This window comes from Pseudomonas sp. GL-R-26 (assembly GCF_019947365.1).
GTDB lineage: Bacteria > Pseudomonadota > Gammaproteobacteria > Pseudomonadales > Pseudomonadaceae > Aquipseudomonas.
Genome location: NZ_JAGYGI010000004.1, coordinates 183,631 through 196,628, shown reverse-complemented (window position 1 = coordinate 196,628; position 12,998 = coordinate 183,631). Strand labels below are relative to the sequence as shown.

The window sequence follows — 12,998 nt, the reverse complement described above, 5'->3', positions numbered from 1 at the left end:
TTCCTCGTGCTCAATCGTGCAGGACGCTGGCGCTGCCCTGGTCGAACAACAGACCGGTCTGGCTGCCGACGGCGAAGCGTTTGCTCTGGTCGACGCAGTTGGGGGTGCGCACGGTGAGGCGTGAACCGTCGCTCAGGCTGACCTGATATTGCAGGTCGGTACCGAGGTAGATCTGCGCTTCGATCCGGCACGGCAGAGCGTTTTCAGTGGTGGCTGGCACCAGATGCAGACGCTCGGGGCGCACGGACAACGCAACGTTGGCACCGACCCGCACATCACTGCATGGCTGTGCAGGCAGCGGATGACCAGCCGGGCCGGCGAACCAGGCCAGACCGTCTTCGACACGGGTGACCGTACCTTCGATGAAGTTGGTCTCACCGATGAAGTCCGCCACGAAGCGATTGCGCGGGCGTTCGTAGATGTCCTCCGGGCGGCCGACCTGTTGCACTTCGCCTTCGGACAACACGGCGATGCGGTCGGACATGGTCAGGGCTTCTTCCTGGTCATGGGTGACGAAGATGAAGGTGATGCCGGTGCGGGCCTGAATGGTTTTCAGCTCTTCGCGCATGGCCTGGCGCAGCTTGAGGTCCAGCGCCGAGAGCGGTTCGTCGAGCAGCAAGACCTTGGGGTGCGGCGCCAGTGCACGAGCCAGGGCGACACGCTGTTGCTGACCGCCGGACAATTGCGCCGGCTTGCGGTTGGCAAATCGCTCCATCTGCACCAGGGCGAGCATCTCGCGCACTCGTTCGGCCATTTGCGTTTTGTTCAGGACTTTGCCCATCGGGTGGGACTCAAGACCAAAGGCCAGGTTCTCGGCGATGGTCATGTGCGGGAACAGCGCGTAATGCTGGAACACCGTGTTGACCGGGCGCTGGAAGGGCGGGCGGTCGGCGATGTTTTCGCCGTAGAGCAGAATCTCGCCTTCGGTAGGAAACTCGAACCCGGCGATCATCCGCAGGAGCGTGGTTTTGCCGCAGCCCGACGGGCCGAGAAGGGTGAAGAATTCGTTGTCGCGAATGTCCAGGTCGATGCTTTTGAGCGCCACCGGGCCAGTCTTTGGATCACCGTAGACTTTGCGCACTGAGCGGATGGACACCGCCAGCGTTTGCAGCGAATGCAGGGCATTCATGCGTTACCTCCGATTCCCCCATCGCCTGCGCACCTGCTGAAAACAGCTGTGTCGTCGGGCCATGGATATTATTTTTTTGGGCAGGATCGAGATTGCGTTCGGGTGTTGTAACCAGCTGTTTTTTTGTTCTGCTGTGGATCGATTATCAGCGAGGGGTTGCGGGGGCGAAACTTCAATTTTAACATAGGGGTTGTTAAAAAATTTAACAGCAGAAGGCGCCCGGAAACCATGCCTGACCACCGTTTGCCGCCGCTCAACGCGGTGCGTGCCTTTGATGCCGCGGCCCGGTTGGGCAGCTATGTCGAAGCCTCCAAAGCCCTGCACGTGACCCAGCCGGCCATCGGCCGTCACGTGAAGTTGCTGGAAGACTGGCTGGGCATCCAACTGTTCGAGCGCACCTCTCGCGGGGTCAACCTGACGGTGGCGGGGGAGAAGTACCACCGCAAGATCACCGCCGCCTTGCAGCTGATCATCGAGGCCGGAAAAGAGGCGCAGCCAAAACACGCCGAACGCTGGCTGCGCATCATGGTGGTGCCGGGGTTTGCCAAGCGTTGGCTGATGCCGCGCATCGAGACCATGCGTCATCTGCGCCCGGGCTTGAAGTTCGCCATCGAACCCAATTCAACTTTCACTGAAGTGGATGGCAAAAGCGCTGACCTGGGCATCGTCTACGGGGTGGACGGCCAATATGCCCACTCGCGCACCAGCCTGATTTGTCCTCGGGTGTTTCCGATCTGTTCCCCCGATTATCTGGCCAGCGTCGAGCCCATCGACAGCCCCGCGGACCTGGTGAAACACAACCTGATCCACGTCGATGACGGCGAGTGGTGGAACCTGTGGTTCGCCGCCAACGACCTCGACATCCACCTCAATTCGGACATGCTCTACGTCAACAACGACCACGCGCTGTCGGTGGCCGAGAGCGGGCAGGGCATTGCGCTGGCCAACGAAGTGCTGGTGCGCGAAGAACTCCATAGCGGCAAGCTGGTGCGGGTGGTGGACGCGCAAGTGAAGCTGGAAAGCTATCGGGTGCTGACGCCGTCCGCCGAGCTCTCGGCGGACGTGGCGTGGTTTATCGACTGGCTCAAGAGCGAACTGGAGCAGGACTTCCCGGAGGCGGTGATCCGCGCCTGAGAAGTCCTGGCTGACTCAACTCAAGCGGAAGCGCCCGGTGTTGTCGCTGAGGGCCTTGCTGCCGTGGCTCAGGGTGTCCGCTGCCTGGTTCACCGCGCGGGCGCCTTCGAGCAAACGCACCGCCGCTTGATCGACTTGCTGGATGTTGCCGCTGACCTCGTCGGCGGTACTGGCCTGTTCCTCCACCGCCGTGGCGATTTGCGCCAGGGTATCGGTGACGCTCTGCACTGCACTGGCGATTTCCCCGAGCCGTTCGCCGAGGCCGGTGACCGCTTGCGCATCGGACTCTGCCTGACTGCACGCGGCTTGCATCAGGCTGACGGCCTCATTCACTGTGTTGCGCAGGCTGTCGACCGTGCCAGCAATCTGTGCGGTCGACGATTGCGTGCGTTGCGACAGGCTGCGCACTTCATCGGCCACCACCGCGAAGCCACGCCCTTGCTCGCCCGCCCGGGCCGCCTCGATGGCGGCGTTGAGGGCCAACAGGTTGGTCTGCTCGGCGACGCCGCGAATGGTGTCGACCACCAGTTGAATCTGCTGTCCCTGCTCGCTTACCCGGCCCAGCGCCGCAGCAGTGTCGTTCAGGCGTTGATTGAGTTGCTGGATGCTCGCGGTAGTGCGCTGGCTGTCACGGCTGCTGTCGGCGGCAATGCGCCGGGTGTGCTGGGCGCTGCCGGACGCCTGTTCGCAACTGTGGGCCACCCCTTTGGAGGTGGCGGCCAGTTGCGTCGCCGCTGCGGCAATCTGGCTGATCTGCAACTGCTGGGCTTCGACTTCGCCCAGGGCGTCGCTGGAATGATGGTTGAGGGTTTGTACCGCGTTGCTCAGTTGCAGGGTTTCATGATCCACCCCTTGCAGGCTGGTGCGCAGTTGCACCACGGCGACGTTCAGCGCGGTGCTGATGACTGCCAGTTCGTCTCGACCCTGAACCGGCACCTGCAGGCTCAGATTTCCATCGCGCAAGGCCTCGGCCAGTAGCGTGATGCCGCTGGCGCTGCGGCGGATCGAGGCCTGCAAACAGATGAACAGATACAGCGCGGCCAACAGCAGGCAGCCCAACACGGCGGCCACCACAATGAACTGGCGGATCGCCGAGCCGTGGTAGTAATCCAGGCGTTGATCCAGCGACACCAGCGACTGCTGGCGCAACGAGGCGAGGTCGGAGAGCAGGGCATCGAGACTGCGTTCGAAGTCCTCCGGCTTGAGGTTGATGCTGCCGCCGAACACGCCGTCATCCAGCACCTTCAGGCCCGCATCGAGGCGCTTGAGGCTGTCGTGGTATTGCCCGGCCCAGGTTTGCAGGGCGCTGGGCAAGCGCGCTTCGAGCAGGCCAGCCGTTTTCACAAGCTGCTCTCGCGCATCGCCGATGCGACTGCGCAGGTCGCGCAGTTGCAGGCGGCTTTGCAGGGTGAACTGCCCGGACACCACCGAGGCCTGGCCCACCGCCGCCAGACGACCGACCCGTTCGATCAGGTCCGGCGCATGCTGGGTGGAGATCTGCGTCAGCAAGTAGGTTTCCAACCACGGTGCCAGCGTCAGGCGATTGTCCATGGCGATCTGCTCGCGCAAGGCTTGCAGGGCGCTCAAGGCGTTGGTGAAGCGATCGTAGCCATCGGGCCACCAGCCGACATTGCTCAGGCTTTTTGAATCGAGGCCATCGAGAGCGGTTTGCAGGGCCTGATAACGCGACAGGGTTTCGCCCTCGTCGCTTTCTTTTTGCAGGGCATTGCCCAACTCGGCAGTGGCCTGGCTGACGGCGGGCTGAACCGCATCGAAGGCGGCCATCGCGGCGAGGGTGGCCGGCGTCGGCTGGCGATTGGTTTCCGTGGCGCGCCATCGGGCGGCGCGATCACGCTGGGCGGCGAGCAGGTCATCCAGCGCATCAAGCGCAAGCAGTTGCCGCACCCCGGCGCGTTCGCCGGAGATCAGGCTGAGTTTGTCGCGATAGTCCTGGCCGATCATCCACAGGCTGCCGGCCAGCGGCAGGATAAACAGCAGAAACAACAGCTGGAATTTACGTGCGAAGCCAAAGCGCCCCAGCAGCCCGATCCCCGGTGATAAAAAAGCCTGCATGCCCCAAGACTCCTCTGGACACCACGCACTATTGGCGTGCGCCGGAGGTTGTTGCACCCCCGACTCGTGCCCTCTAAAAAGGCCTCGAAAGTTCACCCTTGTCCGCTCTGTAGGCCGACTCTGTAGCGAAACTTCCCATTGTCGGTCTCCTTTGTAAGGAAGCCGCGTTCAAGCTGACAAGGAAGGCAAGATTCAGACCATGGCTTTGCGCCATCAAGGTTGTGGCGATGAAAAAACCAAGTCGTTAGCAGGCTAAGGGGATGGCGTTGCTGCACTGAAAAATGGCACATTGACGCACCTGCACGTTTGTACCTCCTGTTGTCTGGAAATTCCCATGGCTATCAGCAACGCCCAGACCGGCTCAGTGCCGGCTTCCACTACGCCCCAAAGCAGTCCCCTGGTGATGCGCATCATCGGCGCGGTGGCGCTGGCGCATTTGATCAACGACCTGATCCAGTCGGTGCTGCCGTCGATCTATCCGATGCTCAAGGCCAACTATGGCCTGACCTTCACCCAGGTCGGCCTGATCACCCTGACGTTCCAGTTGACGGCCTCGCTGCTGCAGCCGTGGGTCGGCTACTACACCGACCGCCATCCCAAGCCGTGGTTGTTGCCGGCGGGGACGGTCTGCACCCTGGTCGGGATTCTGATGATGTCGGTGGTCGCCAGTTTCCCGCTAATCCTGCTGGCGGCGGGCTTGATCGGCATCGGTTCATCGACCTTCCACCCGGAAGCGTCCCGCGTGGCGCGACTGGCCTCGGGCGGTCGCTTCGGGCTGGCGCAATCGACCTTCCAGGTCGGCGGTAACGCAGGCTCGGCGTTCGGCCCGTTGCTGGCGGCGGCAATCATCATTCCCTACGGTCAGGGACACGTGGCGTGGTTCGGCCTGTTCGCGGTGTTTGCGCTGTTCGTGCTTTACCGGATCAGCCGCTGGTACGCCAACCACTTGAACCTGTTCAAGCTCAAGCAAGGCCAGGCGGCGACTCACGGCCTGTCCAAGAGCCGAGTGACCAGCGCGCTGGTGGTACTCGGGTTGCTGGTGTTCTCCAAGTATTTCTACATGTCGAGCCTCACCAGCTACTTCACCTTCTACCTGATCGAGAAGTTCGACCTGTCGGTGGCCAGTTCGCAGTTGCACCTGTTCCTGTTTCTGGGCGCGGTCGCGGCGGGGACATTCTTCGGCGGGCCGATCGGCGACAAGATCGGGCGCAAGGCGGTGATCTGGTTCTCGATCCTCGGCGTTGCACCCTTCACATTGCTGCTGCCCCATGTCGACCTGTTCTGGACCAGCATCCTCAGCGTCATCATCGGCTTCATCCTCGCCTCGGCGTTCTCGGCCATCGTGGTGTATGCCCAGGAACTGGTGCCGGGCAATGTCGGGATGATCGCCGGGGTGTTCTTCGGCCTGATGTTCGGCTTCGGCGGGATTGGCGCAGCGTTGCTCGGGCATCTGGCGGACATTCACGGCATCGAGTACGTGTACTACCTGTGTTCGTTCTTGCCGTTGTTCGGGGTGTTGGCGATCTTCCTGCCGCGAACCAAAAAGGCCTGATCCAACACATTTCCCAATGTAGGAGTGAGCCTGCTCGCGATGACGGTGTGTCAGTTAGCGATTCTGTCGACTGACAGACCGTCATCGCGAGCAGGCTCACTCCTACAGGGAATTGGTGGTGGGGCGGGTGATTGTTTCAGGCACAAAAAAGCCGCGTATCAAACGCGGCTTTTTCTTGGGCGTGAGGCTTACACGTTGAAGCGGAAGTGCATCACGTCGCCGTCTTTGACGATGTAGTCCTTGCCTTCCAGGCGCCATTTACCGGCTTCCTTGGTACCGGCTTCGCCCTTGTACTGGATGAAGTCGTTGTAGGCGATCACTTCGGCGCGGATGAAGCCTTTTTCGAAGTCGGTGTGGATCACGCCAGCGGCTTGTGGTGCGGTGGCACCGACGCGGACGGTCCAGGCGCGGACTTCTTCGACACCGGCGGTGAAGTAGGTCTGCAGGTGCAGCATTTCGTAGCCAGCGCGGATCACGCGGTTCAGGCCAGGCTCTTCGAGGCCCAGGGCTTCGAGGAACATGTCTTTCTCTTCGCCGTCATCCAGCTCGGCAATTTCCGCTTCGATCTTGTTGCACACAGGAACAACCACGGCGCCTTCTTCTTCGGCGATGGCGCGTACTACGTCCAGGTGCGGGTTGTTTTCGAACCCGTCTTCAGCGACGTTGGCAATGTACATGACCGGCTTGGTGGTCAGCAGGTGGAAGCCCTTGATCACTGCTTTTTCGTCGGCGCCCATGTTCTTCATCAGGCTGCGTGCGGGCTTGCCTTCGGTGAAGTGGGCGATCAGTTGCTCCAGCAGGCCTTTCTGGACCACTGCGTCCTTGTCACCGCCCTTGGCGTTACGCGCGACTTTCTGCAGTTGCTTCTCGCAGCTGTCGAGGTCGGCGAAGATCAGTTCCAGCTCGATGATTTCGATGTCGCGTTTCGGATCGACGCTGTTGGAAACGTGAATCACGTTCTCGTCTTCGAAGCAGCGGACCACGTGGGCGATGGCATCGGTTTCACGGATGTTGGCCAGGAACTTGTTACCCAGGCCTTCACCTTTCGACGCACCGGCTACCAGGCCCGCGATGTCGACGAATTCCATGGTGGTCGGCAGGATGCGCTTTGGATTGACGATGACTGCCAAGGCATCCAGGCGCGGATCGGGCATCGGCACGATACCGCTGTTGGGTTCGATGGTGCAGAAGGGGAAGTTCTCGGCCGCGATCCCGGATTTGGTCAGGGCGTTGAACAGGGTGGACTTGCCGACGTTAGGCAGGCCGACGATGCCGCAATTGAATCCCATGGTGTTTCCCCTCGGATAAGAGTCAGGCCTTCTGGCTGTGCAGGTTTTTCATCGCGCGGTTCCATTCCCCGGCGAGGATATCCGGCAGCACGCCGAGGGCAAAGTCGATGCTGGCATCGAGTTTTTCCTGTTCGGCGCGTGGCGCACGACCCAGGACGAAATTTGAAACCATACTGGCAACGCCCGGGTGGCCAATGCCAAGCCGCAAGCGATGAAAGGTATTCTGATTGCCCAGTTGCGCAATGATGTCGCGTAACCCGTTGTGACCGCCATGGCCGCCGCCCTGCTTGAGCTTGGCAACACCGGGTGGCAGGTCGAGTTCGTCGTGCGCCACGAGGATTTCTTCAGGCTTGATGCGGAAGAAACCGGCGAGTGCCGCTACGGCCTGGCCGCTGCGGTTCATGTACGTGGTGGGAATCAGCAGACGAACATCCTGACCCTGATGCGAATAGCGCCCGGTCAGGCCGAAATACTTGCGGTCCGCCACAAGGTTCACGCCTTGTGCGTTCGCGATGCGCTCAACAAAAAGGGCCCCTGCGTTATGCCGGGTCTGCTCGTATTCAGCGCCTGGATTTCCCAGGCCAACGATCAGTTTGATGGCAGTCACGATAGGGGCCCTTCCTTGGAGTGGTGGATAACATCGCCGCAATCAGGGAGAGCGGCGAAAGTGGACGAAAATTGCTCATTTACCATGATGTAAACTCCGCGTTCTCGCCCGCTTTCTCGCTATGCTCTAGTCCGCGATGTTTCCGGTCACTCCGGCGTACAGAGTAAAATTACTCTGCAGCGCCTTCTGCAGCTTCTGGAGCAACACGTGGAGCGTGGACGTTGGCAACAGCCTTGTCATCGCCGTGTGCCAGGGCCACGAACTCAACGCCTTTAGGAGCTTTGAGGTTCGACAGGTGAATGATCGAACCGACTTCGGCGTTAGCCAGGTCGACTTCGATGAACTCAGGCAGATCTTTCGGCAGGCAGGAAACTTCGATCTCGGCAACAACGTGCGAGATTTCGCCGCCTTTCTTGGTCGGTGCTTCTTCGTTGATGAAGTGCACTGGAACGATAGCGGTCAGTTTCTGGCCAGCTACTACGCGTACGAAGTCAGCGTGCATCACGTGGCCTTTGGCCGGGTGACGCTGCAGGGCTTTGATCACGACGTTCTGCTTGGTGCCACCAACGTTCAGCTCGATGATGTGGCTGTAAGCCGCTTCGTTTTCGAGCAGTTTGGCAACTTCTTTGGCCAGCATGCTGATGGATTCAGGGGCTTTTTCGCCACCGTAAACTACAGCTGGAACCAGGCTCGCGAGACGACGCAGGCGGCGGCTCGCACCTTTCCCCAGGTCGGAACGCACTTCAGCATTCAGGGTAAATTCGTTCATGTTGTATCTCCAAAATAACCACATTCGCCCCAGCGTTTGCGACCAGCGCTAAAGGCGATATGGGCAAAAAAGCCCCGCCCCGACAGGAATGCCGGGGCGGGGCGCTTTTCGTCAACGAGACATTTCGAGAAGGGCAGGGCCCTTAGCGGAACATCGCGCTGATCGATTCTTCATTGCTGATGCGGCGAACCGCCTCGGCAACTACCGGCGCGATATCCAGTTGACGGATACGCGAGCAGGCTTGTGCAGCAGCGGACAACGGGATGGTGTTAGTCACCACCAGTTCGTCCAGCATGGAATTTTCGATGTTTTCGATCGCCCGACCGGACAGCACAGGGTGTGTGCAGTAGGCGAAAACCTTGGCAGCGCCATGCTCTTTCAAGGCCTTGGCCGCGTGGCACAGGGTGCCGGCGGTATCGACCATGTCATCGACCAGAATACAGGTACGCCCTTCGACATCACCGATGATATGCATCACTTCAGAGTGATTGGCTTTCTCACGGCGTTTGTCGATGATCCCGAGATCCACGCCCAGGGATTTGGCAACGGCACGTGCACGCACGACGCCGCCAATGTCCGGGGACACGATCATCAGGTTTTCGAAGCGCTGATCTTCGATGTCATCCACCAGAACGGGGGAGCCGTAGATGTTATCTACCGGAATATCGAAGAAACCCTGGATTTGGTCAGCATGCAGATCAACCGTGAGAACACGGTCGATGCCGACTACGGTAAGCATGTCAGCCACGACTTTCGCGCTGATAGCCACACGTGCGGAACGCGGACGGCGATCCTGACGGGCATAACCAAAGTAAGGAATAACAGCAGTGATACGAGTAGCCGAGGAGCGGCGGAAGGCGTCAGCCATCACTACCAGTTCCATCAGGTTATCGTTGGTCGGAGCGCAAGTCGGCTGAATAATGAAGACGTCTTTACCGCGAACGTTTTCATTGATCTCGGCTGTAATTTCGCCGTCGGAGAATTTACCGACAGAGATGTCACCGAGAGGGATATGCAGCTGACGTACAACACGCCGAGCCAGATCGGGGTTAGCGTTCCCCGTAAAGACCATCATCTTGGACACGCGCAGTACCTGAAGGCTGAGGGTAACCTGGATGAGTATAGGAAAATGGCAGGGGCGGCTGGATTCGAACCAACGCATGGCAGGATCAAAACCTGCTGCCTTACCGCTTGGCGACGCCCCTGTATCTGTTGCAACGATTACCCAGTAATCGGTTCCTTTAGAGCAGACTTTGCAGCTTGCGATGCAACATCGAAATGTTGCTTCCTTTTGCTACAAACCCTGTAAGGGTCTCTGTAAGAAGGGCCGAGACTTTATCAGCTTCAGCTTTGCTTGGGAAGCCCCCAAACACACAACTTCCAGTTCCGGTGAGTTTTGCTTCGGTAAATTTACCTAACAAATTCAAAGCGTTACGTACCTCTGGATAACGCCTTGTTACCACCGGCAAGCAGTCATTACGACTGTTTCCCTTGGGAACGGGGCGCACTTTAATGGGAGGAGTGTTACGTGTCAACAACGGATCTGAAAAAATTTCTGCCGTACTAACAGAGACTTGCGGCACCAGCACCAGATACCACGGTTCTTCCGGGTCGACAGGGGTCAGTTTCTCCCCCACGCCCTCGGCGAAAGCCGCGTGGCCACGTACGAAAACCGGGACGTCGGCGCCCAGCGTCAACCCCAGCCCGGCCAGGCGATCTTCATCCCAGCCCAATTGCCACAGATGATTCAAACCAAGCAATGTTGTTGCTGCATTCGAACTTCCGCCACCGATGCCGCCGCCCATGGGCAGGATTTTTTCGATCCAGATGTCGACACCCAGCGAGCAAGCGGATTGCTCCTGAAGTTTTCTGGCGGCCTTGACGATCAGGTTGCTGTCGTGGGGAACGCCCGGGAACTCAGTGTGCAGTCGGATGACACCGTCATCGCGCAGGGCATAGGTGATTTCGTCGCCGTAATCGAGAAATTGAAACATCGTCTGCAGTTCGTGGTAGCCGTCTTCACGGCGCCCCAGGATGTGCAGCATCAAATTGAGTTTGGCTGGCGAAGGCAGCGTCAGGCGATTGTCCGGCATGTCATTGCCCCAGTTTGCGCGGTTGCCAGACCTTGATCACCAGCGTGACATCAAGGTCGGTGCCGCTGAGCTTGATGCGCTCGGGCAACCAGTAACCGTTTTGCTGGGTGTAGGCGGTGTAGTCGACCTTCCAGCCATCCTGTTCCAGGCTGGCCAGGCGGCTGTCGCCGTCCAGGGTCAGGCGACTTTTGCTGCCGGGAGCCGGGAGGCCGCGCACCCACCAGGCCAGGTTGGACACCGGCAATTTCCAGCCCAGCTGTTCTTCGAGCAGCACTTCCGGGTTCGGCGCGTCGTAGCGTCCCTGGTTGGCGACTTCCAGCGACACCTTGCCCGGGCGTCCGGTCAGGCGAGCCGCGCCGCGGCCCAGTGGTCCGGACAGGCGAATATCGTAGTAATCCTGGCGCTGCAACCAGAACAGCGTGCCGCTGCCCGAGTCTTTCGGTGCGCGAATGCCGATCTTGCCGTCGATCTGCCAGCCATCGAGGCTGGTCAGTTGTTCTTTGTGCTCGCGCCATTGGGCAGGGTCGCCGTGCCCCTCGACCGATTCGCGGGGACCCAGGCCAGTACAACCGGCGAGCAGGGTGATGAAACTGAAAACGATGAAATGGCGCAAAAACATAATCTTAAAGAGTCTCTGATCCGGTCAGGCGTTTGATGGTGCCGCGCAGGGTCGGGCTGTCGGGTTGTTCCTTGAGGAACTTGCCCCAGACTTGTTTCGCTTCGCGCTGTTTGCCGTTGGCCCACAGGACTTCGCCCAAGTGAGCGGCGACTTCCTGGTCTGGGAAGCGTTCCAGGGCCTGGCGCAGCAGGCGCTCGGCTTCGTCGAGATTGCCCATGCGGTAATTCACCCAGCCAAGGCTGTCGAGTACCGCCGGGTCTTCCGGACTGATCCGGTGCGCCTGTTCGATCAGGGCCTTGGCTTCGGCGTAGCGCGTAGTGCGGTCGGACAGGGTGTAGCCGAGGGCGTTCAACGCCATGGCATTGTCCGGGTCACGCTTGATGATCGTGCGCAGGTCTTTTTCCATCTGCGCCAGGTCATTGCGTTTTTCCGCCTGCATGGCGCGGGTGTAGAGCAGGTTCAAATCGTCCGGATATTGCTGCAAGGCTTGTTGCAGAACGTTCCAGGCCTTGTCGCCCTGATTGTTGGCGGACAGGGTTTCGGCTTCGATCAGGTACAACTGGATCGCGTAATCCGGCTGCTCGTCGCGCTCTGCCGCCAGTTTGCGTTGGGCTTCGGCGGTCTTGCCGTTGTCGATCAGGATGTCGGCCTGACGCAGTTGCGCCGGCAGGTAGTCGCTGCCCGGGCCAACCTTGGCGTATTCGATCAGCGCGCCTTGCGGGTCGTTTTGTTCTTCGGCGATGCGGCCGAGGTTCAGGTGTGCCGAGTCGACATGGCTTTCCCGGGCGATCAGGTCTTCAAGATAACCCTTGGCCTCGTTCCAGGCCTTGGCTTCCAGGCAGACCAGTGCCAGGGAGTAACGCAGTTCGTCGTCTTCCGGGTATTGCTGGACCAGGCTCGAGAACTCGGCCTTGGCGTCGTCCATGCGGTCCTGTTCAACCAGCATGCGCGCGTAAGTCAGGCGCAGGCGCTTGTCATCCGGGTATTTCTTGATGCTTTTTTGCAGCAGCGGCAAGGCCTCGTCACCGCGATGGAGGGTTTGCAGCAGGCGTGCGCGCAGCAGGATCGGTGCGATTTCGCCGTCGTCCGGCGGATTGTCTTCCAGCAGCTTCAACGCGCCTTTGGCGTCGCCGTCCTGCTGCATCAGCAAAGCCTTGCCGAAAATCAGCTGGCTGTTGTCCGGATGACGCTGCAACAAACGGTCGAAGCTTTTCATCAAACCGTTGCGGGTGTCCTGGTCGGTGTCGGCCGCGGACAGCGCAAGGAAGTCGAAATGGGTGTCGCCCTTGCCTTGCAGGACTTTCTCCATATAGACCATGGAATCGTCATAACGCCCGGCACGTGCCAGTTGCACGGCGGCGGCGCGTTGCGCTTCGAGGTCGTCGGGGGCGTTCCTGGCCCAGATCAGCGCGGTATCCAGGGCTGCCTGGTCGGCGCCCAGATATTCGGCGATGCGAAATGCCCGCTCGGAGATGCCCGGATCCTGGGTGTTGATGGCCTGGGTCACATAGTTGTCCAGGGCAATGTCGAAACGATTGCGCTGGCCAGCCAGTTCGGCGCTCAACAGGCTGAAGATGGTTTCCTCGCTGAATGAGCTGTAGACCTTGGGCTTTTCAGGGGCCGGGGTGCTGTCTTCAGCCGGCGGCGTACCGTCCGACGATACGGGTGCCAAGGCTTGGCAGCCGCTGAGGAAGACAAGAGCGAGAAGCAACGCGGAAGATCTATTCATATAG

Annotated in this window: 11 protein-coding genes and 1 tRNA gene; 2 read left to right on the top strand and 10 right to left on the bottom strand. The window is 60.1% G+C overall.

What is annotated here, in order from left to right:
• Window positions 1-10: 10 nt before the first annotated feature.
• Window positions 11-1,129 carry an ABC transporter ATP-binding protein gene (locus KGA96_RS06905; protein ID WP_223465966.1) on the bottom strand — a complete coding sequence of 373 codons (1,119 nt, stop codon included), beginning with the start codon at window positions 1,127-1,129 and terminating at the stop codon, window positions 11-13.
• A gap of 228 nt (window positions 1,130-1,357) precedes the next feature.
• Between KGA96_RS06905 and KGA96_RS06900 the strand changes: the two genes are divergently transcribed.
• Entirely contained in the window at window positions 1,358-2,263 is a 906-nt protein-coding gene (locus KGA96_RS06900; RefSeq protein ID WP_223465964.1) for a LysR substrate-binding domain-containing protein, read from the top strand.
• Between the two features lie 15 nt (window positions 2,264-2,278).
• Here KGA96_RS06900 and KGA96_RS06895 read toward each other — a convergent pair whose 3' ends face one another.
• Entirely contained in the window at window positions 2,279-4,336 is a 2,058-nt protein-coding gene (locus KGA96_RS06895) for a methyl-accepting chemotaxis protein (RefSeq protein WP_046041860.1), read from the bottom strand.
• A gap of 334 nt (window positions 4,337-4,670) precedes the next feature.
• On the opposite strand from KGA96_RS06895, the gene KGA96_RS06890 reads away from it, so the two are divergent.
• Window positions 4,671-5,888: an MFS transporter gene (locus KGA96_RS06890; protein WP_046041861.1), complete on the top strand. Its 1,218-nt coding sequence runs from the start codon at window positions 4,671-4,673 to the stop codon at window positions 5,886-5,888.
• Between the two features lie 188 nt (window positions 5,889-6,076).
• Here KGA96_RS06890 and ychF read toward each other — a convergent pair whose 3' ends face one another.
• The 8 genes from ychF to KGA96_RS06850 all read right to left on the bottom strand — a co-directional run bounded on the left by ychF (window position 6,077) and on the right by KGA96_RS06850 (window position 12,994).
• The gene (ychF, locus tag KGA96_RS06885) at window positions 6,077-7,177 is read right to left on the bottom strand and encodes a redox-regulated ATPase YchF (RefSeq protein WP_046041862.1); all 1,101 of its coding nucleotides are present in this window, start codon (window positions 7,175-7,177) and stop codon (window positions 6,077-6,079) included.
• A 22-nt stretch (window positions 7,178-7,199) separates the two neighbouring features.
• Window positions 7,200-7,784: an aminoacyl-tRNA hydrolase gene (gene pth / locus KGA96_RS06880; protein WP_046030136.1), complete on the bottom strand. Its 585-nt coding sequence runs from the start codon at window positions 7,782-7,784 to the stop codon at window positions 7,200-7,202.
• Between the two features lie 169 nt (window positions 7,785-7,953).
• Window positions 7,954-8,553, bottom strand: coding sequence for a 50S ribosomal protein L25/general stress protein Ctc (locus tag KGA96_RS06875; protein ID WP_046041863.1), 600 nt, complete (start codon window positions 8,551-8,553; stop codon window positions 7,954-7,956).
• A 142-nt stretch (window positions 8,554-8,695) separates the two neighbouring features.
• Window positions 8,696-9,637 carry a ribose-phosphate pyrophosphokinase gene (locus tag KGA96_RS06870; protein ID WP_003208392.1) on the bottom strand — a complete coding sequence of 314 codons (942 nt, stop codon included), beginning with the start codon at window positions 9,635-9,637 and terminating at the stop codon, window positions 8,696-8,698.
• A gap of 46 nt (window positions 9,638-9,683) precedes the next feature.
• Window positions 9,684-9,758: transfer RNA gene (locus KGA96_RS06865), tRNA-Gln, on the bottom strand.
• 36 nt (window positions 9,759-9,794) lie between these two features.
• Window positions 9,795-10,646, bottom strand: a complete 852-nt coding sequence (ispE, locus tag KGA96_RS06860; RefSeq protein ID WP_046041864.1) for a 4-(cytidine 5'-diphospho)-2-C-methyl-D-erythritol kinase — start codon at window positions 10,644-10,646, stop codon at window positions 9,795-9,797.
• A gap of 1 nt (window position 10,647) precedes the next feature.
• Window positions 10,648-11,265, bottom strand: coding sequence for a lipoprotein insertase outer membrane protein LolB (gene lolB / locus KGA96_RS06855; RefSeq protein WP_223512063.1), 618 nt, complete (start codon window positions 11,263-11,265; stop codon window positions 10,648-10,650).
• 4 nt (window positions 11,266-11,269) lie between these two features.
• On the bottom strand, window positions 11,270-12,994 hold the full coding sequence (locus KGA96_RS06850) for a tetratricopeptide repeat protein (protein ID WP_046041866.1): 1,725 nt from the start codon (window positions 12,992-12,994) through the stop codon (window positions 11,270-11,272).
• Window positions 12,995-12,998 lie beyond the last annotated feature (4 nt).